Source organism: Tabrizicola sp., assembly GCF_016792905.1.
Taxonomy (GTDB): domain Bacteria; phylum Pseudomonadota; class Alphaproteobacteria; order Rhodobacterales; family Rhodobacteraceae; genus Tabrizicola.
Genome location: NZ_JAEULP010000032.1, coordinates 1 through 25,423 on the forward strand (window position 1 = coordinate 1; position 25,423 = coordinate 25,423).

The window sequence follows — 25,423 nt, forward strand, 5'->3', positions numbered from 1 at the left end:
ATCTCGACCACATCGCCAAACTCATGAACGACCGCCCCCGCAAAACCCTCGGATGGAAAACCCCCACCCAAGCCCTCGCCGAAGAAATCGCTCTCGCCGCCAAAAGTGTTGCAGTTGGAACTTGAGTTAACCAACCCTGAATGTCCGCGACCAACCCATTGATATTGCTTGATCGAAAAATCTGTCCACCGTGGACACTCAGAAATCCGTCGGCGCCCCGCCCTCCTCTTTCCGCCGCGCCACGAACCGCTGCAACTCCTCCAGATGATCCCCGTTCATCTCCGGCGCCTCGAACTCCGCCAGGATCTGCTTGTAGATCCGGTGCGCCCGTTCCACCGTCCAGACCGACCCGTCCGCAGCCCAAGCCTCATAGTTCCGCCAGTCCGAAACGAAGGGCGCATAGAAGGCGTGCTGGTAGCGGTCCTGGGTGTGCTGGATGCCGAAGTAATGCCCCCCCGCGCCAACTTCCCGGATCGCGTCGAAAGCCAGGTCCTCGTCCCGCGTCGCGAAAGTGACCTCCTCGAAATAGCGCTGGATCATTTGCAGGACCTCGCAGTCCATGATGAACTTTTCAGGCGAGGCGATCAGCCCGCCCTCCAGCCAGCCCGCCGCGTGGTAGACCATATTGGTCCGGCTCTGCACCGCCGCCCAGAGGCTGTTCGACGTCTCCCACATCGCCTGCCCGTCCGGCACGTTCGCCGCGCAGACCCCCGACGACCGCAGCGGCACGCCGTAGAACCGCACCAGCTGCCCGGTCATCTGCGTCGCCCGCATGTATTCCGGCGTCCCGAAGGCCGGCGCGCCGGACTTCATGTCGACGTTCGAGGTGAAGGTCCCGATCGCTACCGGGCACCCCGGCGCGATGTATTGGAGGAGGGCTACCGCCGCCAAGGCCTCGGCAATCGACAGCGCCACCGCCCCCGACATCGTGACCGGTGCCATCGCGCCCGCCAGCGTGAAGGGCGTCACCACCACCGGCTGGCCCCGCTTGGCCATCCGCATCGCCCCGTCCAGCATCGGATAGTCGTGCTTCAACGGGCTGACCGAGTTGATGTTGGTGTACATCCGGGGCTTCGCCTGGAACTCCTCCTCCGTCAGCCCGCCCGCGATGCGGACCATCTCCATCACGTCTTCCACCCGCTCCGCTCCCAGCGAATAGGCGTGGACAACCTTGTCGGTCAGCGTCAGCTTTTCATACAGACAGTCGAGGTGCCGGACCGAGGCATGGATGTCCACCGGCTCCACCGGATAGCCCCCGGCGACGTGGATGCAGTTGAAATACTGCGTCAGCTTCATGAATTCCTTGAACGTCTCGAAGTCGCCCGAGCGTTTGCCGCGCTCCATGTCCCAAGCGTTCGGAGGCGAGGAGACGTTCACGAACAGCATGTGCTTGCCGCCCATGATCAACTCGCGCTGGGGGTTGCGCGGGGTGATGGTGAAGCTTTCGGGCGCGCGCGCCACCATCTCCATCACGAAATCCTCGTCCATCCGGACGTTGGTCCCGTTTACGGTGCAGCCGGCCTTCTTCAGATGCTCCACCGCTTCCGGGTTCAGGAACTCGATCCCGATGTCGCGAAGAATGCGCATCGCCGTCTTGTGGACCCGCTGCACTCCGTCAGCGTCCAGTGGCTCCACCGGCGCGTCGGGGTTCACCGGGATCCGCCAGGGCATCTGGTCGATCACCGCCGAGCCCGCACGGACCTTCATCCCCGCCCGCCCCCCGGCGCGCTTTCTACGGGCTGGCTCATCGGTCATCGTCGCATCTCCGTTGTCCTGGCCCAAGGATGACGGAAGCTGACCTGAGATGATCGCCGATTTTGCGACGCAAACTGGTCGTTTTCGCGCTTTCTTGCTGCGAGATCAGGCTTCGAGGCTGGAAAGCCAGCCCGGGATCGCCCCGATGTCGGCCAGTACGACATCGGCATGCGGGGCCAGTTCCTCGCGCTTCGCAATCCCGGTCAGCACCGCGATGGTCCGCATCCCCGCCGCGCGCCCCGCGTCCAGATCATGTCGGCTGTCGCCCACCATGACAACCCGCGACGGCTCCAGCCCCAGCTGGCGTGCAAAGGCCAGGCACATGCCCGGCCCGGGCTTCGCGCCATGGCCGGAATCATAGCCCGAGATGAAGTCGAAACAGTCAGTGATGCCATGGTTCGCAAGATGCTGCCGCGCGGGCACCTCGGAATCGTTGGTGGCCACTCCCAGCCGCAGACCCGCGGCCCGCAGGGCGGACAGGAGCGGTCGCAGCGGCACCGCTTCGGACATCGGCGCCTGACCTGCGCTGGCGTCGATCCGGTCGGTCAGATCCTCGACCGACACGCCCGATAGCTCGGGGGCAAGAGCCGCGGCAATGTCTGCCGCCGTCGCGGCGATCACCGGGCTGTCGGGCGCGAAAGCTCCGCTGTCGAGGTCGAACCCGATGGCGCGACCCAGTCGACGGGCATGCGCTTTGTCCGTGGCGATGCCGGTCAGAAAACCCTGCGCCCAGCGCCCCCAGCTGACGCGGAAGTCGAAAAGCGTTCCGTCCTTGTCGAACAAGAGCCCGTCGATCATTGCCATTCCACCCATCAGGTCCAGTTCACCACCGCACCGCCCGGCAAGGCCGCGCGGGCCGATTGCGGTGCGCCGTAGGGATGGCCTCCCGCATCGCAGAAGGCAACCACCCAGCGGTCATCCTGCAAGAGGAAATCCAGAACCGCGGCCAGAAAGTCAGGATCGGCGGCCCGCGCCCGCAACTCGCCCAGATTCGCCCCGGTAGCGCCCAGGAACAGCGGGAACACGTCGTCCTCTGCGGCAATCCACCCCAGCGCTTGCAGCGCCAGGATCTGTGCAGCTTCAGGTTGCATTTCGCCTGTCCTCCCCTGGCACGAAACGGCCATTGCACCGGAAATATGCCCTCCCGGCGGGAAACGGAAAGGATTTCTTAACCTTCTTGCCGCCAGTCTTTACCTATCGGCAAGGAAAGAAATCGGCACCGGAAGATGAGCGCACGGATACTCATCATCGACGATGTGGCGGCCAACCGGATCGTCCAGCAAGCAAGGCTTTCGGCCGCGTTCTATGACCCGATCCTTGCTGCGGACGGCGCGACTGGCCTGGTAATCGCGCGCGAGGAACGGCCCGATCTCGTCCTCCTCGATCTGGGCCTGCCCGACATCTCGGGGCTTGAGGTGCTGCAGCGCCTGCGCCGCGACCCCGCTTGCCGCGACATTCCCGTCATCGCACTTACAACCACGGGCGCCGCCACCGAACGGCTTGCCGCCTTCGCCGCTGGTGCGGACGACGTGATGGACCGCCCAGCGAATGAACGCGTGTTGCTTGCCCGCCTGCGCAACCTCTTGCGGCTGAAGTCGGAAAGCGACTTTGCTGCGCCGGATGCGCTGGCCCTGGCGGGCCTTGCCGAAACTGCCACCCTGTTCGAGCCGCAGGGTACCATTGCCCTGGTCGCCAGCCAGCCAGCCAGGGCCCAGGCGCTGCAAGATGCGCTGGCACCGCAGTTGCGCGACCGGCTGGTCGTGCTTTCGCGGCGCGAGGCGCTTGCAGACATTGCGGCCGGCCAGAGCCGCGACTGCCTGCCCGAGGTCTTCATCCTGCAGGACGATGGCTGCAACCCGTCCGCCACGCTGAGGCTCTTGTCGGAACTGAAAAGCCACCAGGCCACACGCCATGCCGCCGTCTGCGTCCTCGGCCCTGCCGGTGAGGGGGACGAGGCTGCGATGGCCTTCGACCTCGGGGCCGACGATGCCGTTGGTCCACGCGTGACCGGCGAGGAGCTGGCGCTCCGTACCCGCGGGCTCCTGCGCCGCAAGCGCCATTCCGACCGGCGGCGCGAACGGATGCAGGACGGCCTGCGCCTTGCGATGCGCGATCCCCTGACCGGGCTGTACAACCGGCGTTTCGCCGCGCCCCAGCTTACCGCCGTCGCCACGCGCGCACGGGAGGAGGGGACGGAATTTGCCGTGATGGTAATGGACCTCGACCGCTTCAAGCAGGTGAACGACCTTTACGGCCATGCGGCCGGAGATCAGGTCCTGGTCGAGGTGGCGCGGCGGCTGACCGCGAACCTGCGCGAAACCGATGTGCTGGCCCGGATCGGCGGCGAGGAGTTCCTGGCGATCCTGCCGGGCAGCTCGATGGCCAACGCCCGGCGCGTGGCCGAGAGGCTGTGCCAGGTGATGGACGACGATCCGATCCGCCTTCTCTCGGGTGAGGAGCTGCGCGTCACCGTGTCGATCGGCGTCGCCGTCGCGGGCGGCGGGGGCGAGGCCAGCTTCGCGGTCGAAGGCCTGGTGGAACAGGCCGACCTCGCGCTACTGGAATCGAAGGGCGCCGGGCGGAACCAGGTCACCTACCGGCGCAGCGCCGCCTGACGCCCGATCCGGGGCATGGGACCAGCCCGGACGGATCAGTCCTTCTTTCCGCGATGCAGGCCCCGCTCCAGCCGGTCGGCAAAGGCCCGGCGTTCCTCGGCCGACATCTCGATCAGCCGCGTCTCGATCAGGCTGCGGCCCAGTTCCAGCCGCTCTGCATTGCGGGTCTCGATCGCCGCAAGCGCCGCCGTCATCGCCGCCGGGTCGAAAGGCTCGGCCCGCAAGGTGGTCAGCAGGGTCTCGAACTCTGCCTTGACGGCCTCGCGCTGCTCGCGGAACTCGCCCAGCCGCTCCAGCAGTACGCGGCGGATCGCGCGGCGGTCGTCATCGTCCAGCGCCTCGCTGAACGGGCCGAAGGACATGTCGCGCGGCATTCCCCGGTGCGGCCCGTCGCCCAGCCAGGCGCCTACTGCCAGCCCTGCGACCGCAAGATTCAGCGCCACCGACAGCGCCAGCGCGATCTTGACGCCGCGAGACACGGGGCCAGGGCCAACCGGGGGCACGCCTGGCGGATTGGTCTGGGGGTCGGTCATCGCGTCAGCCTTCCGTGGTCAGAAAATCGGCTCCGGGGAAGAACTCCGCCGTGTCGGCGGAGGCCCCGGTCAGGTAGTCCATCGTGGTCGGGCTCAGATAGCCCAGCGCCAGTCCGAAGACCGCCGCGGTGCCCAGTCCCGCCAGCGCAGGCGGCCCGCCAATCGCGGCGGCAAGCCGCGCCAGGAATCCCGGTCGCGGTATGGGAGCCGCGGCCCGCAGCGCCTGCGGCTCTGGTTGCAAGGCCAGCGCATCGGCCAGCACCCGCTCCATCAGCGCCTCGGAGGGTGCGACGGGCCGCCGCGCCGCAGATGCCAGCAGGTCGTCAAGATCATCCTGCATGTCCGTCATCCTCATAGCCAAGGGCCTCTTTCCGGCCCGCAAGGAGCGCCGACAGCGCGCGTTTGCCGCGCGCGGTCAGGCTTTCCACCGCTTCCACCCCGATCTCCATGATCGCCGCAATCTCGGGGTTCGTCATCCCTTCCAGGTGGCGCAGCACCACCGCCTGCCGCTGCCGCTCGGGCAGGTCGGCCAGCGCGGCCTCCAGCGCCGCGATCCGACCCGCCTCGATCAACTGCCCCTCGGCTCCCGGCGCGCCATCGGCCACCTCGGGCGCATCGTCCAGCGCCGTCTGCCGCCTACGGCCCCGCGCACGCTGGCGGTCGATGCAGAGGTTGGTGGCGACCCGGTAGGCCCAGGTCGTCACCTTCGTCTCACCCTGCCGCCACTCCGGCGCCACCCGCCAGAGCCGCAGCATGGTCTCCTGCGCCACGTCCTCGGCCTCGGCCCGGTCGCCGGACAGAAGCCGCGCGGCATAAGCCAGGACGCGCGGGGTGACGCGCCGGGTCAAGGCCAGCGCCGCGTGACGGTCTCCATTGGCATAGAGCACCATCAGCGCCTCATCCGAGGCTTCCCCCTGCGCATCGAAGGCCATCGTCATGCCCCTGCTTATCGCCGGAACGTCGCGCGGCAAAGGCTCAGTTGTCGCCCATGCCCCAGCCGCCCCAGCCGCCGCCGTGGCCGCGCTTCTTGTGGTGCTGCATCATGGCCGCAGCCTCCTCCTTCGAGATCGCCCCGTCATTGTCGGTGTCGATCCGCGCAAAGTTCCGCGCGACCGGACCTTCGTCCATCTCGGCCTCGGACAGGGTGCCGTTGCCGTCGTCATCCATGTTGTCGATCATCCGCGCGCTTTGCCGGGCCAGCATCTGCGCCAGCATCCGGGCCTGAAGTTCCTCGGAGCTCAATGCCCCGTCGCCGTTCGTGTCGGTGGCGGTGAACTCTGCCTTGCGATGGGCGGCAAGTTCCTCCTGCGTGACCTTGCCATCCTTGTTTGCGTCGATGGTGTCGAACATCTCGGCCAGCATCGCGCCACGGCCCTCGCCGGGGCCACCGGGACCGCCCGGAGGCGGCATGTCCGGCGCGTCGTCCTGGGCCAGGGCGATCCCGCCCATCAGCGCGCCCATCAGCGCCAGCGTCGCGACAGCAGTCTTCTTCGGTGCAGACATCTTCTTCTCCTTGCCTCAGGGCCGCTTTTCCGACCCTTCTGCCCACTCACACGGACCAGCTTCCGGTTTCCGTCGCAGGTTCTTGCGACATCTGGGCACAGGTCGGTCTTTGCTCTGTGAAAGAAGTTGGTCAGTGGCTATGTACTCTGCTCTTGCCAAGGCCCGCAGCGCAGGACACCCTCCGATGACGATGACCGACACCACGCCCATGACCGACACCGAAGATCGCCCCCTGAAACCTGCCCTGCTGCGCGGATGGCGGCGGCGCTGCCCGAACTGCGGGGCGGGCCCGATGCTGCGCGGCTACCTGAAGGTGCGCGACGCCTGCCCCGTCTGCGGCGAGGAGTTGCACCACCACCGCGCCGATGATGGCCCGGCCTACCTGACGATCCTGATCGTCGGCCACCTGCTCGCGCCGGTTCTGCTGTTCACCTACATGAAATGGCGGCCGGAACCCCTGGTCATGGCCGTGGGCTTCACCATCGGCACGGTGGCGCTATCGCTCTACCTGCTGCCCAGGCTCAAGGGCGCGCTGGTGGCGCTGCAATGGGCCAACCGGATGCACGGCTTCGGCACCCGGCCAAATGACTGAACCCCGACATGACTGACGAGCCGATCCGTCCCGCCGCGACCGTCGTCCTCTGGCGCGAGGGCAGCGCAGGCCCGCAGGTCCTGATGGGCCAGCGCGGCGAAGGCGCGGTCTTCATGCCGTCAAAGTTCGTCTTCCCCGGCGGCCGCGTCGATCCCGAGGACCACGCGGCGGCCCGTCCGGGTTTCCTGTCGTCCGACTGCGCGCGTCGCCTCATGCTTATGGTGCCAAACGATGCACCTGCTGCCGAGGTGCTGGTCGCTGCCGCCCTGCGCGAACTGACCGAAGAAACCGGTCTGAACCTCGCATCGATGGAGCATCCTTCGCTGCGCTTCATCTTCCGCGCGATCACGCCGCCCGGCCGCACCCGGCGCTTCGACGCCCGCTTCCTCCTGGCCCATGCCGACAGCCTCGATGGCGACGGCAATGATTTCGCCGCTGCTTCCGGTGAGCTTCAGCACCTGCGCTGGCTGCCCCTGCCCGAGGCCCGCGCGCTGGACTTGCCTTTCATCACCGAGGTCGTTCTGGCCGAGGTGGCGGCTCTGGTGGCCGGCGGCGACCAGCCCGGCGTGCCGTTCTTCGACAATTCCGGCACCACGCCCCAGTTCCGCCGGATCCTCTGACGCCGCTTCGACCCTACGCCTCAGTCCCCTGACTTCCGCACCGGCCAAACCGGATGCGGCACCGGGTCTTTCGGCGTGAACAGGTAGCGCCGGAAAATCTCGGCATAGCTGCGGTAGACATAGGCCTCGTTCCGGCGCTGGTAGTGGTCCTTCCGCGCCGCATAAAGCCCTGGAAGCTTGTACCAGGCCACCGCCGGATGCATGTGATGCACGACATGGAAGTTGTTGTTCAGGAACAAGAGTGACAGCGGCCCCCGGCTTTCGATGATCACCGTCCGCGCCCGCGCCGCCTCGTGCGCGCGATGTTCCAGATAGGTACGGATCTTCAGAAGCGCCGTGCCGATGTAGACCGCCACCAGATAGGCCCAGACCGGCATCTGCCCGACCGCCCAGAGCCAGCCGAAGACCAGTGCCAGCCCGGGCAGGTGCAGCGCCCAGGCGAGGAGCACCCGCCGGTCGCCCTGCAGCGCCAATCGCCAGTCGGTCGCGAGGAAGATCCCGGTCCCGACGAACGGGCCGATCAGCATCCGACCAAACAACGTATTGTTGAACCGCAGCAACACCTGCATCGGTGCGGACAGCCGGGCCCAGGCGGCGGGGTCAAAGAAATTCGATTCCGGGTCGTCATAGGGGTCGGTCAGCGCCGGGTCGTTATGGTGCTGCAGGTGGGTATCCTTGAAGCGCAGATAGGGGATGAACACGGACGTCGCCGGAAAGACCAGCGCCTCGGACCAGAATTGCGAGCGGAACGGATGGCCGTGCAGGACCTCATGCGTCAGTGATGACAACTGCGCAATGGCAAGGCCCGCGGCGAGGATCGCCAAGGTCGGTGACAGCTGCCAGAGGATGGTGGTTCCTGCGGCCCAGAGCGCATAGCTCACGACGAACAACAACAGGGTCGGCCATTCGATGGCCCGGAATTCGGTCTGCAAGGCTTTGCCCAATCTGCTTTTTCTGATGCCAGAATAGCAGGGGCTGTCATGCTGCGTAATTTGGGATAATGTCAACTGAACGTCACTTTCGTTCTGTTAAGTCAACAAATGATACAGAAAATCGACAAGCGCCACCTAGCCCCCCTGTTCCGCGCCCGCCTGACCGAGGCGATGGCGGCGCGAGGCGTCTCGCAGGCCGAGCTTGCCCGGCGGACCGGCACCGACCGCTCGACCGTCTCGGCACTCCTGAAGCCCGGCACGCGGCTGCCGAACGCCCAGCTTGCCGCCGACTGCGCCCGGGCGCTTGGCATCAGCGCAGACTGGCTTCTGGGGCTTTCCGGTCGCCCCGAGCCGATCGCCGATCTGCTGGCCGCCTCGCTTTCGCTCACCGAAGCCCCCCGCGCGCTGATCGACGAGCGCATATTCACCTGGCACCAGGAAGCCGCGGGCTACAAGATCCGCCATGTCCCGGCCACCCTGCCCGACATGCTGAAGACCCGCGCGGTGGTGGAATGGGAATACGAACCCCAGCTTGGCCGCACCGCCGAACAGGCCATCGGCGCCTTCGAGGACCGGCTGAAATGGATGCGCGGTTCGGGGTCGGACTATGAAATTGCCCTGCCGATGCACGAACTGACCGCCTTCGCCACCGCTACCGGCTATTACGAGGGCCTCCCGGCCGAGACGCGCCTGACCCAGCTTGACCACCTGCAACGGCTCTGCGACCAGCTCTACCCCTCGCTGCGCCTGTGCCTCTTCGACGCGCGCAAGCTCTTCTCCGCCCCGATCACCGTTTTCGGTCCGCTTCTGGCGGTGATCTACCTCGGCCGTCACTACCTTGCCTTCCGCGACTCTGCCCGGGTCGAGACCATCTCCCAGCATTTCGACCTTCTGGTGCGCGAAGCCGAGGTTGGCGCTCGCGACATGGTCGCCCACCTGCAGGGGCTGATGGACCGGGTTCGCTAAAGTGCGGTAAGAGCTTCGGTTCGGTAGCCGTTGAAATCAAAGATTTCCCGTGCGGCAGCCAGCCGGTCCGCCGGGATCGCACCCCGGTCCAGGATCAGCCCGAAGCGGCCGGAGGGCGTACCGATGGCCAGCGTGCGGTAGCCCGAATCCACCCACAGCACCCACCAGTCCTCGCCCTTGATCCGCAGGCGACCGGGCCCGACCATCGGCGCTGCGCCGGACACTTTCTCGGCCCGGCCCGCCAGGCAAAGCGTGCCAGAAAGCCGGAGCCCTGCCCCCTCCGGCGTCATTTCGACGCCCCCTGCCCGGCAGGTCGCGCCGTCCGGCTGGAAGCTTGCCACCTGCCGCCAGACCCCGGCCACCTGCCCCGGCTGGAATGCAGCCGCCGACCAGATCGGAGCCGACGCCGCCCGGAAGGCCGGGGTCGGCGCGGGTTTCGCCACGCAGGCTGTCAGCAAAAGGGCCGCGACCAGCGTCAGTCGAGACACAGTGTCACCCGCGCGCCATTGTCCTGCAAAATCTCGTTGCAGCCATAGAGGGGCTTGAACGGCGAACAGGTGCCGGACCGCGCCAGGCAGACGCCCTCGCACTGGCTTTCCCGCTCGCAGCGCTTGCCCGCATCGCGGGTCTGGAACACGCAGGCGCGCGCATCGCCCTTGCCGATCTTCGCCCACCGCCCCTTCTTCTTCTCGCAGGCCAGCTGCTGTTCCGATTTCGGCGTCACCGGCGCTTCGGTCATGTCAGGCTTGGGCGCGGGCCCGGCACCTTCCGTCTCCGCCTTCGGTGCGGGCGCGGCCTCGGGCTCCGGGGCTGCGGGCGCCCCCTGTGCCGCGGCCTTTTCCGTCCCTGCCGCAGTAGGCTCCGCCGCAGCCGGGGTCGCCCCGGCTTCGCCCGGCATGGCGTCGAGCGCCGTCACCTCGATCGCTTCCCCCGTCACCGCATTCGGCGCACCCACCGCAGGCGGTTTGCCCGACAGCGATGGCTGGCAGGCCGCCAGAAGGCCCGTGGCACAGACAAGAACGGCAACAAGGGGCAGACGGCGCATCGGGTTCTCCGGTTGGGGCCCAGAAGTGCCTTGAAGCCTCGCGCGCCGCAAGTCCCGTCAATAGGGACGGGGATGCGCCCGGTGGGTTTCCGCTATGTCCTCCAGCACTTCTGACGACAACGTGACCTCCGCCGCACCGATGTTGGTGGCCAGTTGTTCCAGCGTCGTCGCCCCGATGATCGGGATCGTCGTGAACGGTCGCGTCCGGCAGAAGGCAATCGCCATCTGGCAGGGGTCGAGCCCATGCCGCGCCGCCAAGCCCAGATAGGCCGCCACCGCCGGGAATACCCGCGGCGTGATCCGCCCGCTCAGGTCCGGGTTCAGGCTTCTGCGTGAGCCTTCGGGGATCACGTCTCCCGCGTACTTGCCGCTGAGAAGCCCGGTCGCCAGGGGCGAGAAGGCCAGGAGCGGCATGTCCTCCACCACCGAAAGTTCGGCCCAGTCGGTATCGAACTGACGGCAGAGCAGGGAATATTCGTTCTGCACCGTCGCCATGCGCGGCAGGCCATGAACCTCGGCCAGATGCAGCCAGCGCGCGGCCCCCCAGGCGCTTTCGTTCGACAGGCCCACGGACCGGATCTTGCCTTCCGCCACCAGCGCCTGCGCCGTGGTCAGGATGTCGGTCATGTTCGCGGTCTCGGCGACCTTGTCGATCCCGGCAGGCGCATAGCGCCATGCCTGGCGGAAATGATAGCTGCCTCGGTTCGGCCAGTGCAGCTGGTAGAGATCGATGTAATCGGTCTTCAACCGCTTCAGGCTCGCCTCCACCGCCGCCCGCAGCGTCGCTCCGCTGATCGGCTGGCCGGGGCGGATCACCTGGCCCTTGCCTGCAATCTTGGTCGCAAGGACCAGCCGGTCCCGCCCGCCCCGCGACGCCAGCCATGACCCGATGATCTCTTCGGTCTGGCCCACGGTTTCCGCCCGCACCGGGTTCACCGGATACATCTCCGCCGTGTCCCAGAAGGTGACACCCCGCTCCAGCGCCAGGTCGGCCTGCGCGTGCCCTTCATCTTCCGTGTTCTGCGTGCCCCAGGTCATCGTGCCAAGGCACAGCGCGGAAACCGTGAGGCCGGTCTTGCCAAGGGTCAGGGTCTGCATCGCGGGGCTCCTTCCGTCGGGACGCAAGGCTAGGCCGGATCGGCAGCCGGGCAAAGGGTCAGGCTTGAGAACATTTAGGGAACAATATAGCTTTTCCGCATGAGTCTTCCCAGTCTCCATCACAGCCTCCGCCGGGGTCCGGTCCTGCAACCCCTGGCGGGCGATCTGACCCTGCAACGGGGCCGGGTGCATGAATTCTGCGGCCCCTCGCGCCTGATGCTCGCCGCCCGGATCATGGCCCGATGCCAGGGACCGGTGATCTGGATCCGCCCCGGCTGGGTCGCCGAACGTTTGAATGCCGCCGGCCTGCAGCCCCTGGCCGATCCCGCCCGCCTGATCCTGGTCCAGGCCCCGCGCGACGACTGCCTGCTCTGGCCCGCGGAAGAGGCCCTGCGCTCCGGCGCCGCGCCCCTCGTCATCGCCGAGCTTCTCACGCCTCCCGCCCTCACCCCGATCCGCCGCCTGCACCTTGCCGCGGAAACCGGGGCCGAGGCTGCCCGCCGCGACGGGGGCGTGCCGCCTCTCGGGCTCCTGCTCCTGCCCGGCACCGGCGGCGCGCAGGGGGTGGAAAGCCGCTGGCACCTGTCCCCCGCCCCCAGCCGCGCGCTCCTCTGGTCGGATGAGGAAAGCTTCACCCTCACCCGCCTCCGCGCCCGGCTCCTGCCGCCTGCCGGCTGGTCGCTTCGCACCCGCCCGAAAACCGAGGAGCTGGAGCCAAGGCCCCTGCCTGACCTCTGACCGCCCAAAAATTCACCCGCCCTGCCCGCCCCACTTGACCCGGATCATGGAACTTTTTCCCGGATCGCGCCTTCCTTCCCCAGAACCAAGCAAGGAGAACACCATGGAGATCACCTTCCCCGGCAAGACCGCCCTCGTGACCGGCGCGGGCTCGGGCATCGGCGAGGCCGTCGCCAAAGCCCTCGCCGCCTCGGGCGCGAAGGTCCTGGTGCAGGATCTGAACGACACCGGCGCAGCCCGCGTCGTGGCGGACATCGAAGCCGCCGGAGGCAAGGCCCGCGCCGCAGGGGGCAACGTCGCCGATCCGGCCGTCATCGAAAGCCTGGTCGCCACGGCCGAAAGCTGGGGCGGCGGCCTGCATCTCCTCGTCAACAACGCGGGCATCGGCGGCGCCTCGGCCCTGACCGGAGACTACCCGGTCGACAGCTGGAAACAGGTCATCGAGGTGAACCTGAACGCCGTCTTCTACGGCCTGCGCTTCGGCCTCCCCGCCCTTGAACGCAGCGGCGGCGGGGCAGTGGTGAACATCGCCTCGATCCTCGGCAGCGTCGGCTTTGCCATGAGCCCGGCCTATGTCGCGGCCAAGCACGGCGTCGTCGGCCTGACCAAGTCGGCCGCGCTGGAATATGGCCAGAAAGGCATCCGCATCAACTCGGTCGGCCCCGGCTTCATCCATACGCCGCTGATCGACAAGCACCTCGATCAGCCCACGCAGGACTTCCTCGCCGGAAAGCACGCCCAGGGCCGTCTTGGCACCCCTGAAGAGGTCGCCGCGCTGGTCCTGTTCCTTCTGTCGGATCAGGCCAGCTTCATCACCGGCTCCTATCACCTGGTCGACGGCGGCTACACCGCGCAGTAGGGCCATGCCCCCTCGTCGCGATGAATTTGCCAAATTCGCCTCCGGTGCTACATCTCCCGCCACAGCTCACCGGAGGCCGCCATGCACCGTCTTGCCGTCCTTGTCCTAGCCATCCTTCTCACCCTGCCCGCGCAGGCCGCAACCACCGACTACGCCCTTGATCCCACGGCCTCGACCGTAGCGTTCGAGACCGATTTCGGCCCCGATCTGATCACCGGCTCGATCCCGCTGGAGAAGGCCGATCTCAGCCTCGACTTCGACAATGTGGTGAACTGCACCGTCGCGGTCGCGCTGGACGTGACCGGGGCCAAGGCCAGCTTCCCCTTTGCCGCCCAGGCGCTGAAGGGACCGAAGGTTCTCGATGCCCGCGACCATCCCCGGATGACCTTCGAAAGCACCTCGGTCAAGCGTGCGGGCGCGGCCGCCGATGTCACCGGCAACCTTACCATTCGCGGCGTGACCAAGGCCGTCACCCTGCGCGCCCAGATCTTCCGCCCGCAGGGCAGCGCCAAGGGCGATCTCGACCACCTCACGGTCAAGCTCACCGGCCATGTCAACCGCTCGGACTTCGGGGCAACCGGCTGGTCCGACATGGTGGGGGACGAGGTTCGCATCATCATCACCGCCCGCATCGACGCGCAGGGCTGACGCATGGCCTTGCGGAACGGCCCCGCCGAATTCGGCCTCGTCACCCGCGTCATCCACTGGACGATGATGGTCCTCGTCATCGGCCAGCTCGCCCTCGGCCTCAAGATCGAGAGCATCGAGCCCGGCCTTGCCAACCTCTGGCTGTACGGGCTGCACAAGACCCTGGGCTTCCTCGTCCTCGCCCTGATCCTGATCCGCATTGCCTGGCACATCGCCAGCCCCCCGCCACCGCCGCTCGGACCCCGCACCGCCCTTTTCTGGGCCGCCCGCGCCGTGCACTGGGCGCTCTATCTTCTCCTTGTCGCCATACCGTTGACCGGCTGGGCGGGAAGCTCCGCCACCGGCATCGACGTGATGATCGCCGACCGCTGGACCGTCCCCCCAATTGTCGAAGCATCCGAGGAGAGCGAGGCCTTCTGGTTCGGCTTGCACGACATCCTGACCAAGCTCCTGATGGCCCTCATCGCCCTCCACATCCTCGGCGCGCTGAAGCGGCAGTGGGAAGGCGACGGCACGCTTACCCGGATGATCCGCGGCAGGTCGTAGCCCGCTGGCCCTTTTCCCGCGCTTGGGCTAAGCAATCGCCGGACTCAGGCAAGGCGCAGACATGGCACGCATCCTCATCACCTCGGCCATTCCCTACATCAACGGGATCAAGCATCTCGGGAACCTCGTCGGCTCCCAGCTGCCCGCCGATCTTTTCGCCCGTTTCAACCGGGCGATGGGGCATGAGGTGATGTTCATCTGCGCCACCGATGAGCATGGCACCCCCGCCGAGCTTGCCGCCGCCAAGGCCGGGAAGCCGGTCGAGGTCTACTGCGCCGAGATGCACGAGGTGCAGAAGGACCTTGCCGCCGGGTTCCGGCTGTCCTTCGACCATTTCGGCCGCTCCTCCAGCCAGCGCAACCACAAGCTCACCCAGCATTTCGCGGGCAAGCTCGACGAACACGGCCTGATCGCCGAGGTCAGCGAAAAGCAGGTGTTCTCGATCGACGACAACCGCTTCCTGCCCGACCGCTACATCACTGGCACCTGCCCGAACTGCGGGTACGAGGCGGCGCGCGGCGACCAGTGCGAGAACTGTACCAAGCAGCTTGACCCGACCGACCTGATCAACCCGCGGTCCTCGATCAGCGGCTCGACCAACCTGGAAGTGCGCGAGACCAAGCACCTGTATCTCAAGCAGAGGAGCTTGCGCGACAAGCTGGAGGCCTGGATCGATTCAAAGACCGACTGGCCGATCCTCACCACCTCGATCGCGAAGAAGTGGCTGAACGACGGCGACGGGCTGCAAGACCGGGGCATCACCCGCGACCTTCACTGGGGCATCCCGGTCAAAAAGGGCGACCAGCCCTGGCCGGGGATGGAGGGCAAGGTCTTCTACGTCTGGTTCGACGCCCCCATCGAATACATCGCCTGCACCGCCGAATGGGCCGACGCCAACGGCAAGCCGGATGCGGACTGGGAGCGCTGGTGGCGCACCGACAAGGGCGCCTCGGACGTGACCTATTATCAGTTCATGGGCAAGGACAACGTCCCCTTCCACACCCTCTCCTTCCCCGCCACCATTCTTGGCTCGGGTGAGCCGTGGAAGCTGGTCGACTACCTCAAGTCCTTCAATTACCTCAACTATGACGGCGGCCAGTTCTCCACCTCGCAAGGCCGCGGCGTCTTCATGGACCAGGCGCTCTCGATCCTGCCGTCCGACTACTGGCGCTGGTGGCTTCTTTCCCACGCGCCGGAAAGTGCCGACAGCGAATTCACCTGGGAGAATTTCCAGGCCTCGGTGAACAAGGACCTCGCCGACGTTCTCGGAAACCTCGTCTCCCGCGTGACCAAGTTCGCCGTGTCGAAATTCGGCAGCGAAGTCCCCGCCGGGGGCAGCTTCGACCCGCTGGAGACCGCCCTTATCGCCGATCTCGGCGCGCGGATCGCCGACTACACCGCTTTCATGCAGCAGATGGAGGTCCGCAAGGCCGCGTCAGAGCTGCGGGCGATCTGGGTGATCGGCAACGAATACCTGCAAGCCGCCGCGCCCTGGTCCGTCGTCAAGACCGACCCGGAACAGGCCCAGGCCATCGTCCGCCTCGCCCTGAACCTGATCCGCGTCTACGCGATCCTGTCCGCGCCCTTCATCCCGGATGCATCGGCGACGATGATGCAGGCCATGGGCTCGGACGACTGGACCTGGCCCGCCGACATTTCCGCCGCGATGCGGACCCTGCCCGCCGGTCATGGCTTCTCGGTCCCGGAAAACCTTTTCCGCAAGATCACCGACGAAGAGCGTACCGACTGGCAGAGCCGGTTCTCGGGCGTCAGAAGCTAGGCGACGTTCCGCCGACTTTCTGCAACTGCATCGTCCCGCTGTACGCCGATCCGGCCCGCACTCTTGCCCGGGGCCGGGCCGGAGACGCCACCTGAAAGCCCGCCCTTCCGACGCCGCCCCGTTTAACCCAGCGTTGTCAAAGCCTTGCGCGCGAGTTTCCCGACCGAGCGAATCGTGATTGTCACGCGCCTGTGCGCCGCAGAAAAAGGTTCGTTTGCAGCCGCAGAAACGGCAGAATACCGGGCGGATATTTGCCAAACCTACCGCCCGGAAGGAAGAAATTCCGCCTATCCGCAAAACTTCGGAAACCGAACCACACGCAATGGTGGTAGTGTCCCCGCATCGGACCCGAGTCGCTGCCACCTCAGGAGAGCCCGACATGACACATGTTCTGCCGTCGCGTACCCGCCCTGCCAGAACCTATGCTGCCGTAGCCCTGTTCCTTGCCGTGTACGTTGGCGTTCTGGTTTTCGTCTTTGCGCCCAAGGACCTGATCTCTGTCCAGTCCCCGACCGCGCTGCTTGAAACCGACTGACCGTCGTCAGATGATCGCGCCTTCCACCAGCGCGCGCCCCTCGGCGATGCGTCCATAGTGAAACTCGGTCATATCCAGCGTGCGATAGCCGCCATGCACGATCAACTCGGCGGTCGCTCGGCCCATCGCGGGCGACTGCTGCAATCCATGGCCTGAAAACCCGTTCAGGAACAGGAAGTTGCCGATCTCAGGATGCGGCCCTGTGATCGCGTTCTGGTCGAGACAATTGTAGTCATACTGCCCCGCCCAATCGCTGATCACCTTGACCGCCTCGAAAGACGGGATGCGCGTGGCGATATTGGGCCAGATCTTATCCATCCACAGCCCGTAGTCCATGGCGAAGTCGTCGAACGCCACTGCCGGGTCCACATCGGCGTGCCCCCCCGCCATGTAGGTCCCGCCGCCCACCTCGCGCACGAAAACGCCCGAGGGATCAATGGTCAGCGGCAAGGGCCGGTCCAGTGGCGTTTCCGCCTGGATCACCCAGTTGAAGCGCTTGCGCGGCTCGATCGGGATCGCGATCCCCGCCATAGCCGCCACCTTCGCCCCCCGTGTGCCAGAGGCGTTCACGACCGTCCCGCAAGCCACCGTCCGGCCTGATTTCAGCCGGACCCCGGTGACTTTCCCACCAGACACATCCAGCCCCACCACCTCGTCCGCCAGATACTCCACGCCCGCCTCGCGGGCCTTGCGGTGGAACCAGTCGAAGACGGTCGATCCGTCGAAATAGCCCTCGTCGACCGTGTTCAGGCTGCCCAGCACCAGGTCGTCTACCGTCATGAACGGAAACTCTGCCGCGATCTGGTCGGGTGTCAGCAACCGTGTCCCCGCCCCCGCCGCCACCTGCACTTTCTGGTTGGCGCGCAGCACATCGGCGAACCCCTCATCGTCGGCAAGATACAGGTAGCCGAAATTCTGGATCTTCAGCTCCGGCACCCGGTCATCGCCGCCCATCCGCTGCCGCAGGTTCTGCACGAAACCGGCCCCGAACTGCGAGATGCGGATATTCAGCTCGGTCGAGAACTGCTGGCGGATGCAGGAAAAGCTCAGCGTGGTCGCCGCCTGCTCGTAAGACGGGTCGCGCTCGACAACCAGTACCCGGCCGGTGAAGCCCATCTGCGTCAGCCACCAGGCCGTCGACGACCCCATGATCGCGCCGCCGATGATCACCACATCATAGCTGTCGTGCTTCGGTTCCGTCTGAAATCCCTGCATGTCTGTCCGCGCTCCAAGCTCTCGCCGGAGGGTCTATCCCAGCTTCCGGCAAGGGTAAATCACTCCTGTGCAGGCGGAACGTCGACCGAGGGCAACCAGGGCTTGATGTCCAGAAGCGGCGTCCCGTCGAAGGCGTCGAGCGCATCAAACTCCAACATGCCCGCCGTCTGATCCAGTGCAAGAAGCCGCACCACCCCCACGGCGACAGGATTGGGCCGCGCGGGCGAGCGCAGGGCAAAGACACCTGTCGGTCCGTCGCGATGCGCCGGGCTCTGCAGGATCAGATCGCGCCGCGCCAACCCGGTCCAATACAGCACCATCAACGGCATACCCGGCGCCAGCCCCTGCAGCCCGGGCCGGAACGGCGGGTCGATCTCCGCCCGAAAATCACCCCCCGCCTCCCGCGCCTCGCGCAGGTTCTTTGGGCAGTTGCCCCGCGACCAGGGGCTGCGAAGTCGACCGATGAACCGCAGATGCGCGTCGTCCGCCACCCGGGCTGGATCGAAGCTCAGCGCGACCTCACCCGGACGCGCGGCTATTCCCGGCGATGCCTCGCTCATTCCAGCCGCCCCCGACCTGCCTCGGCGCCATGCTGCGGCAGGTCGGGCGCGTGCGCAAGCCTCAGCCGCCCGAGCCTTCGCCCATGTCCATCGTGGAATGGTCCATGTCGCCCATGTCCTCGCCCATCGGCGGGTCGATCATGAACTCAACCTCCACCCGGCCCGCATGCTCGAAGATCAGCGTCACCTTGCGCATCTCGCCTTCGGTCAGCGGACCGGTCAGGCCCATGAACATGATGTGATAGCCGCCATGCTCCAGGTTCACCGTCTGGCCGGGCGGGATCTCGACGGCATCGACATGCTCCATCGTGCCGACGCCATTCTCGTCGACCTTGCTTTCATGGGTCTCCGCCTTGGCGGCGAAATCCGCCTCGACCCCGATCAGCCGGTCGGCCTCGGTCCCTTCGTTGCTGATCGCCAGGAATCCCCCGGCAGCCTTGGCCGAGGCGGCGGGCTGCGGGATATTGGGGTGAATGATCTCCAGGTCGCCGACCTTCACCTCATGGGCAAGGGCAGGAACAGCCAGCAGCAGCGAAGCTGCGAAGGTCAGGATGCGTTTCATCGGTCTACTCCGGTTTGAGGAAAGGGAAAACATCAGTTCACCAGCCGCTTCAGGGGCGGCAGGGTAGTCAGGACCACAAGGTCCAGCACGATCACGGCCAGCAGCGTCAGGCCCAGCATCGGGAAGGCCAGCGACAGGGCGAGCATCACCAGGATAGCCCCCTTGGCATAGGGAATCTGGGTGGGCCGGGGTGGAGCCCCAAGTCGCGCGCCCGCAGGACGACGCTTCCACCACAGCACCAGGCCGGAAACCGCCATCAGGATCACCGATAGGCAGAAGCCGGTGTTCAGCGCGATGTTCCACAGGCCCAGGTCGCCTTCGTGGAACGCGACCCCCCAGGCCATCAGCCTGGCGTAAGGCGAATAGTCGGCATAACGCACATCGGCCAGAACGTTGCCGGTATAGCGGTCGATGTGGATCGTCCGGTCGGCCGTCGGGTCAGGCCCGTCGTTCGACATGCTGTCATGGCTGATCGTGAAGACCCCCGTCTCGTTCGCGGGAAGGTTCAGCTGGTAGCGCCAGGCAAAGCCCAGCCCGTCGGCGAAAGCCGCGACGCTGTCCACCGTCACCGGCCCATGGATCGCCATGGTTCCAGCCAGCGAGCCCGATTCCGGCATCGGCGTCTGCTCCAGGCCCCAGGGCACTTCCTTGGCGGCGCCGTGGTTCATGCTGGCATGGGTCGCGTCCGACAGGGGCACCGCGTCCCATTTCTCCGCCGGAAAGGTCGACCAGGCCTGCACGAACTTGGTTCCCCAAAGCCCGGTCCAGCTCAGGCCCGAGATCAGGAACAGCACCATAAGCAGGCTGACCCAGAGACCAAGCGCCCCGTGCAGCGATTTCCAGAAGGCCCGGCCCCTTGCCGCCGTCTGCACCGTCAGCGCCTTGCCCCAGCCCTCGCGCGGCCAGTGCAGGTAGATGCCGGTGATGGTCAGCAGAAGCCCCAGGCTCGCGGCCGCCTCGATCATCCAGTCGCCGACATCGCCGATCAGGAGCGAGCCGTGGATGTCGGTCAGGAAGTCGTACCACCCGGCCCGCCAGGGAAACTGGTTCAGCACCTCTCCGGTGTAGGGGTTCAGGGTGACGCCGGTGCTGGTCTCCCCGGCGGCCACGGCGACGGCAGCGGCATGGTCGGGCGACAGCGGGGCGACATACTGGGTGGCCGTCGATCCGGGCACGGCGGCCTCGGCTGCGGCGGTCAACGCGCTGACCGGCAACAGATGGTCGCCGCGCGGGATGGTCAGCTTCTCGTCGCCGATCCCGGTAAGGACGGCGATCCACAGCATGATCAGCCCGGTGGTGGCGAGCATGATGAGGAAGGGGATGACATAGAGCCCGGCATAGAAGTGCCAGCGCCAGACGGCGAAATACAGATGGTTCGGGGATTGTGTCTCGGTGGACATCGGGATGCCTTCGGTTCGCGTGGAAGTACACAAGGCGCTAGCGCCTGCATGCGGCACGGGAAGGCGGCGTCGATACGGGAATGGGCGCCGCCGTCAGGCGGTAGGCGGACCCTGCGGCAGGCGGCCGGGGTCAAGCACCCGCGCCAGCGCCCGGCTTTCCCGCGGGACAATGCTTGTCGCGGCAAAGGTCAGGTCATGGTCGATCTGCAGTTGCACTGCGCTCGGCAGGTCGGAACCGCCGGTGATCTGGCAGGCCAGGCAATGCAGGCCCGTCTTCGCGGCGTCGCCCGGCATGTCGCCGCAGAAGTCCTGTGCCGTCAGCCCGTTCGCCAGCGCGAAGGCAAGGGCTTCCTCCTGGTCGGACGGCAGACGATGGCCGAACCCCGTCGCGACCAGCGCGACGGCAAGGGCGGCGACCAGCGCTGCCCGGTGCAGGCTGAGGATGGCCTTGACCAGCATGCGCCCGGCATGGCGCAAGTCGCCCCTGCCGTCAACCACCTGACCGCAGATGTCCTGTCGCAGATGCGCCCGGCTTGCGAGCCGCCAACAAACCGGATTGACTGCGCCCACGCGGAAGGAGCCCCGACATGTCTGATCCCGTTACCGTCTTCGATGGCCACAACGACATCGTCCTGAAGATCGCCGCCGCGGGCGAAGCGCGCGACAGGCTCTGGTTGCAGGGCGAAGGCGCGGGCCACCTGGACCTGCCCCGGATGCTGGCCCACGGCTTCGCGGGCGGCTTCTTCGCGGTCTACATTCCCTCGCCAGAGGTGGAAGGCATGGACCTGCTCCATGCCGCGATGGACAATCCGCCCTATGACCTGCCCCTGCCGGACCTGATCGACCACGCCGCGGCCCAGCCGGTTGCCGTGGAAATGCTCGGACATCTTCTGTGGATGGAGCGTGCCTCGGAGGGCCGGTTCCGCTGGTGCCGAACGGCGGGCGAAATCCGCGCCGCCATGGGCGAGGGCGTCGTCGCCGGGGTGATCCATTTCGAGGGCGCCGAGCCCATCGGGCCGAACCTCGACGCGCTGCATCTGTTCCATGCCATGGGCCTGCGCTCGCTGGGGCCGGTCTGGAGCCGCCCGACGATCTTCGGCCACGGGGTGCCGTTCCGCTTCCCCTCGCAGCCCGACACCGGGCCCGGCCTGACTCCGCTTGGCCGCGATCTCGTTCGCGAATGCAACCGGCTGAAGATCATGCTCGACCTCAGCCACCTGAATGAGGCCGGGTTCCTCGACGTGGCGAAGCTGACCGACGCGCCGCTGGTGGCGACTCATTCGAACGCCCATGCAATCACGCATTCCAGCCGCAACCTGACCGACTGGCAGTTGCGCGCCATCGGCGAAAGCGGCGGGATGGCGGGGCTCAACTTCGCGACCTGTTTCCTGCGCCCCGATGGCCGCGACAATGCCGACATGACGCTCGACCCGGTCAAGCGGCATATCGAACACATGCTGGCACTGGCGGGCGAAGACAGCGTCGGGATCGGCTCGGACTATGATGGCGCGACAACGCCGAAAGACATCGGCGGGGCCGAGGGCCTGCCCGTCCTTGTCGCCGCGATGCGCGGCATGGGATTGGGCGAACCGCTGATCAGGAAGATCTCCCACGGCAACTGGCTGCGGCTCCTTGAACGCACATGGGGCGCATAGCGCCGTCGGTCACTTCGCCGCCAGCCCCTCATTCAGCCCCGCGGCCAGTTCGGAATAGCGGTCCGACAGCGGGTCGCTCCGCCGCCAGACCAGACCCAGTGTCCGGCGTGGGCTTGGGTCCGGCAGACGGTGTAGCGCGACCGGGGCCGAGCGGCCCTCGACCTCGGCCGCCATCTCCGGGATCAGCGTCACCCCGATCCCCGCGCCCACCATCTGAACCAGAGTCGCCAGCGACGAGCCCTCCATCGCCTCGCCCATCGGGCTCGGGGGCAGCTTGCAGACCGCGATGGCCTGGTCGCGGAAACAGTGGCCTTCCTCCAGCAGCAGAAGCGGCATCGCCGGAAGCTCCGTCACCGGTGGAATGGGCAGGTGCGCATCCAGTGCATTGCGGACCAGCAGGAATTCCTCGTCGAACAGCACATGCTCGATCAGCGAGGGTTCCGAGATCGGCAGGGCCACCAGCGCAAGGTCAAGCCGCCCCTCGGCCAGGTCGCGCATAAGCTTCGGCGTCACCGCCTCGCGCGGGCGCAGATCCAGCTCGGGATAGCGGTCCGAAACTGCCCGCATCAGCCGAGGCAGAAGGTACGGAGCAACCGTCGGAATCACCCCCAGCCGCAACCGGCCAGACAACGGCCCGGCCGACGCCCGGGCAAGGGCGCCCAGTTCGTCGACCGCCCGCAGGACATCGCGCGCGCGCAACGCGAATTCCTCGCCCAGGCCCGTCAGGCTGATCTGCCGCGCCCCCCTCTCGACCAGGGCCGCCCCCAGAAGCTCCTCCAGCTCCTTGATCTGCAAGGACAGCGCCGGCTGCGAGATCGACGAAGCCTCGGCGGCCCGCCCGAAATGGCGGTGCCGGGACAGCGCGTCGAAATATCGCAGGTGCTTCATGGTGATCTGTGCCATATGTTTTTCATATCGCGACGATTGGAAAATGAAAATTCCGATTATCGTCGCAGGGTGCTAGCCATGATCCACAAGGAAGACGCACGAGTCGCCCACCAGGTCCGCACGGACATGGCGGGTGCCGCGTTTTCGCCGCCGCATTCAGCCAGACGAGGAGAGCAAGATGGATGGCAATGACACGGGACGCACCGGCAAATGCCCGGTGATGCACGGGGCGATCACCGAAACGGGGACCACCGTGATGGACTGGTGGCCGAAGTCGCTGAACCTCGACATCCTGCACCAGCATGACAGCAAGGAGAACCCGCTGACCGGGTTCAACTACGCGGAAGAAGTCAAGAAGCTCGACTTCGAGGCACTGAAGCGCGACCTGACGGCGCTCATGACCGACAGCCAGGACTGGTGGCCTGCCGACTGGGGCCACTACGGCGGGCTCTTCATCCGCATGTCCTGGCATGCCGCCGGGACCTACCGCATGGCCGATGGCCGTGGCGGGGCCGGAAGCGGCAACCAGCGGTTCGCGCCGCTGAATTCGTGGCCCGACAACGCCAACCTCGACAAGGCGCGGCGCCTTCTCTGGCCAATCAAGAAGAAATACGGCAACCGCCTGTCCTGGGCCGACCTGATGGTCCTTGCCGGGACCGTGGCCTACGAATCCATGGGCCTGAAAACCTTTGGCTTCGGCTTTGGCCGCGAAGACATCTGGGCGCCGGAAAAGGACACCTACTGGGGATCGGAAAAGGAATGGCTCACCGATCTTCGCTATCCGACCAAGGAAGACCGCGCCTCGCTGGAAAACCCGCTCGCCGCCGTGGTCATGGGCCTGATCTACGTCAACCCGCAAGGCGTTGACGGCAAGCCCGACCCGACGAGGACCGCCCTCGACGTGCGCGAAACCTTTGCCCGAATGGCGATGAACGATGAAGAGACGGTTGCCCTGACCGCCGGGGGCCACACTGTCGGCAAGGCGCATGGCAACGGCAACGCCGCGCTGGTCGGCCCGGACCCGGAAGGCGCCGATCTGGCCGAAGGCGGGCTTGGCTGGATGATCAACTCCACCCGTTCGGTCGGCCGTGACACCGTGACCTCGGGCCTCGAGGGCGCCTGGACGACGCACCCGACGAAATGGGACAACGGCTACTTCGACCTCCTGTTCAAGTATGACTGGTGGCTGCAGAAATCGCCCGCCGGTGCCTGGCAGTGGCAGCCGATCGGCATCGCCGAAGAGGACATGCCGGTCGACGTGGAAGACCCCTCGATCCGCCGGATGCCGATGATGACCGACGCCGACATGGCGATGCGGTTCGACCCGGCCTACCGCAAGATCGCCGAGCGTTTCCGCGACGACCACGCCTATTTCTCGGAAGTCTTCGCCCGCGCCTGGTTCAAGCTGACCCACCGCGACATGGGTCCGATCGAACGCTACCTCGGCCCCTGGGTGCCGCAGGAAGACCTGATCTGGCAGGATCCGGTTCCGGCGGGGTCGACCGCCTGGGACGTGGCCACCGTCAAGGCCAAGATCGCGGCATCGGGCCTTTCGGTGTCGGACATGGTCACCACCGCCTGGGATTCCGCCCGCAGCTTCCGCGGCTCGGACAAGCGGGGCGGTGCGAACGGTGCCCGGATTCGGCTCGCCCCGCAGAAGGACTGGGAAGGCAACGAGCCCGCCCGTCTGGCGCGCGTGCTCTCGGTGCTGGAACCCATCGCGAAGGCCGCCGGGGCCTCGGTCGCCGACGTGATCGTGCTGGCCGGGAACCTGGGCGTGGAACAGGCCGCGAAAGCGGCGGGCTTTGACGTGATCGTACCGTTCCATGCCGGTCGCGGCGATGCGAGCGACGCCCAGACCGACGCCGCCAGCTTCGCGGTGCTGGAACCCCTGGCCGACGGCTTCCGCAACTGGATGAAGAAGGACTATGTCGTCTCGGCCGAGGAAATGCTGCTCGACCGGGCGCAACTGATGGGGCTGACCGCACCCGAGATGACCGTCCTCATCGGCGGCATGCGGATGATCGGCACCAACCACGGCGGTACGAAGCACGGGCAGTTCACGGACCGCGTCGGCGCGCTGACCACCGACTTCTTCACCGGGCTGACCGACATGGGCCTGAAGTGGGTGCCGAAAGGCGCGAACGAGTATGAGCTGACCGACCGCAAGACCGGCGCGGTGAAATGGACGGCCACCCGTGCCGACCTGGTGTTCGGCTCGAACTCGATCCTGCGGGCCTATGCCGAGGTCTATGCCCAGGATGACAACCGGGCGAAGTTCGTGACGGACTTCGTCGCGGCCTGGACCAAGGTCATGGAAGCCGATCGCTTCGACCTGCACGCCTGAGATCACAGGGGGGCCCGGGGAATACTCCGGG

General features: G+C 66.7%; 29 protein-coding genes. 12 read left to right on the plus strand and 17 right to left on the minus strand.

Going from position 1 to position 25,423, the window contains the following annotated elements; translation table 11 throughout:
- Positions 1 to 198 precede the first annotated feature (198 nt).
- The 3 genes from JNL31_RS06610 to JNL31_RS06620 form a co-directional block, all read right to left on the minus strand.
- Positions 199 to 1,755 (minus strand): trimethylamine methyltransferase family protein, encoded by a 1,557-nt coding sequence (locus JNL31_RS06610; RefSeq protein ID WP_294971353.1) that lies wholly within the window; start codon positions 1,753 to 1,755, stop codon positions 199 to 201.
- Positions 1,756 to 1,860: 105 nt separating this feature from the next.
- Positions 1,861 to 2,553: an HAD family hydrolase gene (locus JNL31_RS06615; RefSeq protein ID WP_294971473.1), complete on the minus strand. Its 693-nt coding sequence runs from the start codon at positions 2,551 to 2,553 to the stop codon at positions 1,861 to 1,863.
- A 14-nt stretch (positions 2,554 to 2,567) separates the two neighbouring features.
- Complete coding sequence (locus tag JNL31_RS06620) at positions 2,568 to 2,846, minus strand: DUF3572 domain-containing protein (protein ID WP_294971356.1); 279 nt, start codon at positions 2,844 to 2,846, stop codon at positions 2,568 to 2,570.
- 135 nt (positions 2,847 to 2,981) lie between these two features.
- On the opposite strand from JNL31_RS06620, the gene JNL31_RS06625 reads away from it, so the two are divergent.
- A complete protein-coding gene (locus JNL31_RS06625) occupies positions 2,982 to 4,370 on the plus strand; it encodes a diguanylate cyclase (RefSeq protein WP_294971357.1) in 1,389 nt (462 codons plus the stop codon).
- A gap of 35 nt (positions 4,371 to 4,405) precedes the next feature.
- Here JNL31_RS06625 and JNL31_RS06630 read toward each other — a convergent pair whose 3' ends face one another.
- Genes JNL31_RS06630 through JNL31_RS06645 form a run of 4 tightly spaced genes read right to left on the minus strand, consistent with a single transcriptional unit; the run spans position 4,406 to position 6,406 of the window.
- Positions 4,406 to 4,903 carry a periplasmic heavy metal sensor gene (locus tag JNL31_RS06630; protein WP_294971359.1) on the minus strand — a complete coding sequence of 166 codons (498 nt, stop codon included), beginning with the start codon at positions 4,901 to 4,903 and terminating at the stop codon, positions 4,406 to 4,408.
- A 4-nt stretch (positions 4,904 to 4,907) separates the two neighbouring features.
- Positions 4,908 to 5,243 (minus strand): hypothetical protein, encoded by a 336-nt coding sequence (locus JNL31_RS06635; protein ID WP_294971362.1) that lies wholly within the window; start codon positions 5,241 to 5,243, stop codon positions 4,908 to 4,910.
- Entirely contained in the window at positions 5,233 to 5,841 is a 609-nt protein-coding gene (locus JNL31_RS06640; protein WP_294971363.1) for an RNA polymerase sigma factor, read from the minus strand. The genes JNL31_RS06635 and JNL31_RS06640 overlap by 11 nt, the downstream gene beginning before the upstream one ends.
- 37 nt (positions 5,842 to 5,878) lie before the next feature.
- Complete coding sequence (locus tag JNL31_RS06645) at positions 5,879 to 6,406, minus strand: EF-hand domain-containing protein (protein WP_294971364.1); 528 nt, start codon at positions 6,404 to 6,406, stop codon at positions 5,879 to 5,881.
- A 190-nt stretch (positions 6,407 to 6,596) separates the two neighbouring features.
- Between JNL31_RS06645 and JNL31_RS06650 the strand changes: the two genes are divergently transcribed.
- Entirely contained in the window at positions 6,597 to 6,998 is a 402-nt protein-coding gene (locus tag JNL31_RS06650) for a DUF983 domain-containing protein (RefSeq protein ID WP_294971476.1), read from the plus strand.
- A gap of 8 nt (positions 6,999 to 7,006) precedes the next feature.
- The gene (locus tag JNL31_RS06655) at positions 7,007 to 7,618 is read left to right on the plus strand and encodes an NUDIX hydrolase (protein WP_294971366.1); all 612 of its coding nucleotides are present in this window, start codon (positions 7,007 to 7,009) and stop codon (positions 7,616 to 7,618) included.
- A gap of 20 nt (positions 7,619 to 7,638) precedes the next feature.
- On the opposite strand, the gene JNL31_RS06660 is transcribed toward JNL31_RS06655, so the two are convergent.
- Positions 7,639 to 8,550, minus strand: a complete 912-nt coding sequence (locus tag JNL31_RS06660; protein ID WP_294971368.1) for a fatty acid desaturase — start codon at positions 8,548 to 8,550, stop codon at positions 7,639 to 7,641.
- 108 nt (positions 8,551 to 8,658) lie between these two features.
- Between JNL31_RS06660 and JNL31_RS06665 the strand changes: the two genes are divergently transcribed.
- Positions 8,659 to 9,516 carry a helix-turn-helix transcriptional regulator gene (locus tag JNL31_RS06665; protein WP_294971370.1) on the plus strand — a complete coding sequence of 286 codons (858 nt, stop codon included), beginning with the start codon at positions 8,659 to 8,661 and terminating at the stop codon, positions 9,514 to 9,516.
- Here JNL31_RS06665 and JNL31_RS06670 read toward each other — a convergent pair.
- Genes JNL31_RS06670 through JNL31_RS06680 form a run of 3 tightly spaced genes read right to left on the minus strand, consistent with a single transcriptional unit; the run spans position 9,513 to position 11,659 of the window.
- Positions 9,513 to 10,004 carry a lipocalin gene (locus tag JNL31_RS06670; protein ID WP_294971372.1) on the minus strand — a complete coding sequence of 164 codons (492 nt, stop codon included), beginning with the start codon at positions 10,002 to 10,004 and terminating at the stop codon, positions 9,513 to 9,515. The two genes, JNL31_RS06665 and JNL31_RS06670, sit on opposite strands and share 4 nt — an antisense overlap.
- The gene (locus tag JNL31_RS06675) at positions 9,992 to 10,561 is read right to left on the minus strand and encodes a hypothetical protein (RefSeq protein WP_294971375.1); all 570 of its coding nucleotides are present in this window, start codon (positions 10,559 to 10,561) and stop codon (positions 9,992 to 9,994) included. Before JNL31_RS06675 ends, JNL31_RS06670 begins: the two co-directional genes overlap by 13 nt.
- Positions 10,562 to 10,618: 57 nt before the next feature.
- Complete coding sequence (locus JNL31_RS06680) at positions 10,619 to 11,659, minus strand: aldo/keto reductase (protein ID WP_294971378.1); 1,041 nt, start codon at positions 11,657 to 11,659, stop codon at positions 10,619 to 10,621.
- A gap of 99 nt (positions 11,660 to 11,758) precedes the next feature.
- Here JNL31_RS06680 and JNL31_RS06685 point away from each other — a divergent pair, with 99 nt between their 5' ends.
- The 6 genes from JNL31_RS06685 (at position 11,759) to JNL31_RS06710 (ending at position 16,765) form a co-directional block, all read left to right on the plus strand.
- The gene (locus tag JNL31_RS06685; protein WP_294971380.1) at positions 11,759 to 12,397 is read left to right on the plus strand and encodes a hypothetical protein; all 639 of its coding nucleotides are present in this window, start codon (positions 11,759 to 11,761) and stop codon (positions 12,395 to 12,397) included.
- Between the two features lie 103 nt (positions 12,398 to 12,500).
- Positions 12,501 to 13,256, plus strand: a complete 756-nt coding sequence (locus JNL31_RS06690) for an SDR family oxidoreductase (protein ID WP_294971381.1) — start codon at positions 12,501 to 12,503, stop codon at positions 13,254 to 13,256.
- An 81-nt stretch (positions 13,257 to 13,337) separates the two neighbouring features.
- Positions 13,338 to 13,904, plus strand: a complete 567-nt coding sequence (locus JNL31_RS06695; protein WP_294971383.1) for a YceI family protein — start codon at positions 13,338 to 13,340, stop codon at positions 13,902 to 13,904.
- A gap of 3 nt (positions 13,905 to 13,907) precedes the next feature.
- Complete coding sequence (locus JNL31_RS06700) at positions 13,908 to 14,450, plus strand: cytochrome b (RefSeq protein ID WP_294971385.1); 543 nt, start codon at positions 13,908 to 13,910, stop codon at positions 14,448 to 14,450.
- 61 nt (positions 14,451 to 14,511) lie between these two features.
- Positions 14,512 to 16,230, plus strand: coding sequence for a methionine--tRNA ligase (metG, locus tag JNL31_RS06705; protein WP_294971387.1), 1,719 nt, complete (start codon positions 14,512 to 14,514; stop codon positions 16,228 to 16,230).
- 379 nt (positions 16,231 to 16,609) lie between these two features.
- Positions 16,610 to 16,765, plus strand: coding sequence for a hypothetical protein (locus JNL31_RS06710; protein ID WP_294971390.1), 156 nt, complete (start codon positions 16,610 to 16,612; stop codon positions 16,763 to 16,765).
- A gap of 6 nt (positions 16,766 to 16,771) precedes the next feature.
- On the opposite strand, the gene JNL31_RS06715 is transcribed toward JNL31_RS06710, so the two are convergent.
- From JNL31_RS06715 to JNL31_RS06735, 5 genes are all read right to left on the minus strand, one after another.
- Positions 16,772 to 17,980 (minus strand): FAD-binding oxidoreductase, encoded by a 1,209-nt coding sequence (locus JNL31_RS06715; RefSeq protein ID WP_294971392.1) that lies wholly within the window; start codon positions 17,978 to 17,980, stop codon positions 16,772 to 16,774.
- Between the two features lie 59 nt (positions 17,981 to 18,039).
- Positions 18,040 to 18,540, minus strand: a complete 501-nt coding sequence (locus JNL31_RS06720; RefSeq protein ID WP_294971395.1) for a TrmO family methyltransferase — start codon at positions 18,538 to 18,540, stop codon at positions 18,040 to 18,042.
- Positions 18,541 to 18,601: 61 nt separating this feature from the next.
- Entirely contained in the window at positions 18,602 to 19,102 is a 501-nt protein-coding gene (locus JNL31_RS06725) for a copper chaperone PCu(A)C (protein WP_294971398.1), read from the minus strand.
- Between the two features lie 32 nt (positions 19,103 to 19,134).
- Positions 19,135 to 20,502: a PepSY domain-containing protein gene (locus tag JNL31_RS06730; RefSeq protein ID WP_294971402.1), complete on the minus strand. Its 1,368-nt coding sequence runs from the start codon at positions 20,500 to 20,502 to the stop codon at positions 19,135 to 19,137.
- Positions 20,503 to 20,595: 93 nt separating this feature from the next.
- The gene (locus JNL31_RS06735; protein ID WP_294971404.1) at positions 20,596 to 20,961 is read right to left on the minus strand and encodes a hypothetical protein; all 366 of its coding nucleotides are present in this window, start codon (positions 20,959 to 20,961) and stop codon (positions 20,596 to 20,598) included.
- 128 nt (positions 20,962 to 21,089) lie between these two features.
- Here JNL31_RS06735 and JNL31_RS06740 point away from each other — a divergent pair, with 128 nt between their 5' ends.
- The gene (locus JNL31_RS06740; RefSeq protein ID WP_294971406.1) at positions 21,090 to 22,157 is read left to right on the plus strand and encodes a dipeptidase; all 1,068 of its coding nucleotides are present in this window, start codon (positions 21,090 to 21,092) and stop codon (positions 22,155 to 22,157) included.
- 9 nt (positions 22,158 to 22,166) lie between these two features.
- On the opposite strand, the gene JNL31_RS06745 is transcribed toward JNL31_RS06740, so the two are convergent.
- Positions 22,167 to 23,060, minus strand: a complete 894-nt coding sequence (locus JNL31_RS06745; RefSeq protein WP_294971409.1) for a hydrogen peroxide-inducible genes activator — start codon at positions 23,058 to 23,060, stop codon at positions 22,167 to 22,169.
- 163 nt (positions 23,061 to 23,223) lie between these two features.
- On the opposite strand from JNL31_RS06745, the gene katG reads away from it, so the two are divergent.
- Complete coding sequence (gene katG, locus JNL31_RS06750) at positions 23,224 to 25,392, plus strand: catalase/peroxidase HPI (RefSeq protein WP_294971411.1); 2,169 nt, start codon at positions 23,224 to 23,226, stop codon at positions 25,390 to 25,392.
- Positions 25,393 to 25,423: the final 31 nt, after the last annotated feature.

Bases quoted from the DNA above. Each gene is read 5' to 3' on its own strand.
- JNL31_RS06610 (WP_294971353.1), bottom strand. From the start codon at position 1,755: ATGACCGATGAGCCAGCCCGTAGAAAGCGCGCCGGGGGGCGGGCGGGG.
- JNL31_RS06615 (WP_294971473.1), bottom strand. From the start codon at position 2,553: ATGATCGACGGGCTCTTGTTCGACAAGGACGGAACGCTTTTCGACTTC.
- JNL31_RS06620 (WP_294971356.1), bottom strand. From the start codon at position 2,846: ATGCAACCTGAAGCTGCACAGATCCTGGCGCTGCAAGCGCTGGGGTGG.
- JNL31_RS06625 (WP_294971357.1), top strand. From the start codon at position 2,982: ATGAGCGCACGGATACTCATCATCGACGATGTGGCGGCCAACCGGATC.
- JNL31_RS06630 (WP_294971359.1), bottom strand. From the start codon at position 4,903: ATGACCGACCCCCAGACCAATCCGCCAGGCGTGCCCCCGGTTGGCCCT.
- JNL31_RS06635 (WP_294971362.1), bottom strand. From the start codon at position 5,243: ATGCAGGATGATCTTGACGACCTGCTGGCATCTGCGGCGCGGCGGCCC.
- JNL31_RS06640 (WP_294971363.1), bottom strand. From the start codon at position 5,841: ATGACGATGGCCTTCGATGCGCAGGGGGAAGCCTCGGATGAGGCGCTG.
- JNL31_RS06645 (WP_294971364.1), bottom strand. From the start codon at position 6,406: ATGTCTGCACCGAAGAAGACTGCTGTCGCGACGCTGGCGCTGATGGGC.
- JNL31_RS06650 (WP_294971476.1), top strand. From the start codon at position 6,597: ATGACCGACACCACGCCCATGACCGACACCGAAGATCGCCCCCTGAAA.
- JNL31_RS06655 (WP_294971366.1), top strand. From the start codon at position 7,007: ATGACTGACGAGCCGATCCGTCCCGCCGCGACCGTCGTCCTCTGGCGC.
- JNL31_RS06665 (WP_294971370.1), top strand. From the start codon at position 8,659: ATGATACAGAAAATCGACAAGCGCCACCTAGCCCCCCTGTTCCGCGCC.
- JNL31_RS06675 (WP_294971375.1), bottom strand. From the start codon at position 10,561: ATGCGCCGTCTGCCCCTTGTTGCCGTTCTTGTCTGTGCCACGGGCCTT.
- JNL31_RS06680 (WP_294971378.1), bottom strand. From the start codon at position 11,659: ATGCAGACCCTGACCCTTGGCAAGACCGGCCTCACGGTTTCCGCGCTG.
- JNL31_RS06685 (WP_294971380.1), top strand. From the start codon at position 11,759: ATGAGTCTTCCCAGTCTCCATCACAGCCTCCGCCGGGGTCCGGTCCTG.
- JNL31_RS06690 (WP_294971381.1), top strand. From the start codon at position 12,501: ATGGAGATCACCTTCCCCGGCAAGACCGCCCTCGTGACCGGCGCGGGC.
- JNL31_RS06695 (WP_294971383.1), top strand. From the start codon at position 13,338: ATGCACCGTCTTGCCGTCCTTGTCCTAGCCATCCTTCTCACCCTGCCC.
- JNL31_RS06700 (WP_294971385.1), top strand. From the start codon at position 13,908: ATGGCCTTGCGGAACGGCCCCGCCGAATTCGGCCTCGTCACCCGCGTC.
- metG (WP_294971387.1), top strand. From the start codon at position 14,512: ATGGCACGCATCCTCATCACCTCGGCCATTCCCTACATCAACGGGATC.
- JNL31_RS06710 (WP_294971390.1), top strand. From the start codon at position 16,610: ATGACACATGTTCTGCCGTCGCGTACCCGCCCTGCCAGAACCTATGCT.
- JNL31_RS06715 (WP_294971392.1), bottom strand. From the start codon at position 17,980: ATGCAGGGATTTCAGACGGAACCGAAGCACGACAGCTATGATGTGGTG.
- JNL31_RS06720 (WP_294971395.1), bottom strand. From the start codon at position 18,540: ATGAGCGAGGCATCGCCGGGAATAGCCGCGCGTCCGGGTGAGGTCGCG.
- JNL31_RS06725 (WP_294971398.1), bottom strand. From the start codon at position 19,102: ATGAAACGCATCCTGACCTTCGCAGCTTCGCTGCTGCTGGCTGTTCCT.
- JNL31_RS06730 (WP_294971402.1), bottom strand. From the start codon at position 20,502: ATGTCCACCGAGACACAATCCCCGAACCATCTGTATTTCGCCGTCTGG.
- JNL31_RS06735 (WP_294971404.1), bottom strand. From the start codon at position 20,961: ATGCTGGTCAAGGCCATCCTCAGCCTGCACCGGGCAGCGCTGGTCGCC.
- JNL31_RS06740 (WP_294971406.1), top strand. From the start codon at position 21,090: ATGTCTGATCCCGTTACCGTCTTCGATGGCCACAACGACATCGTCCTG.
- JNL31_RS06745 (WP_294971409.1), bottom strand. From the start codon at position 23,060: ATGGCACAGATCACCATGAAGCACCTGCGATATTTCGACGCGCTGTCC.
- katG (WP_294971411.1), top strand. From the start codon at position 23,224: ATGGATGGCAATGACACGGGACGCACCGGCAAATGCCCGGTGATGCAC.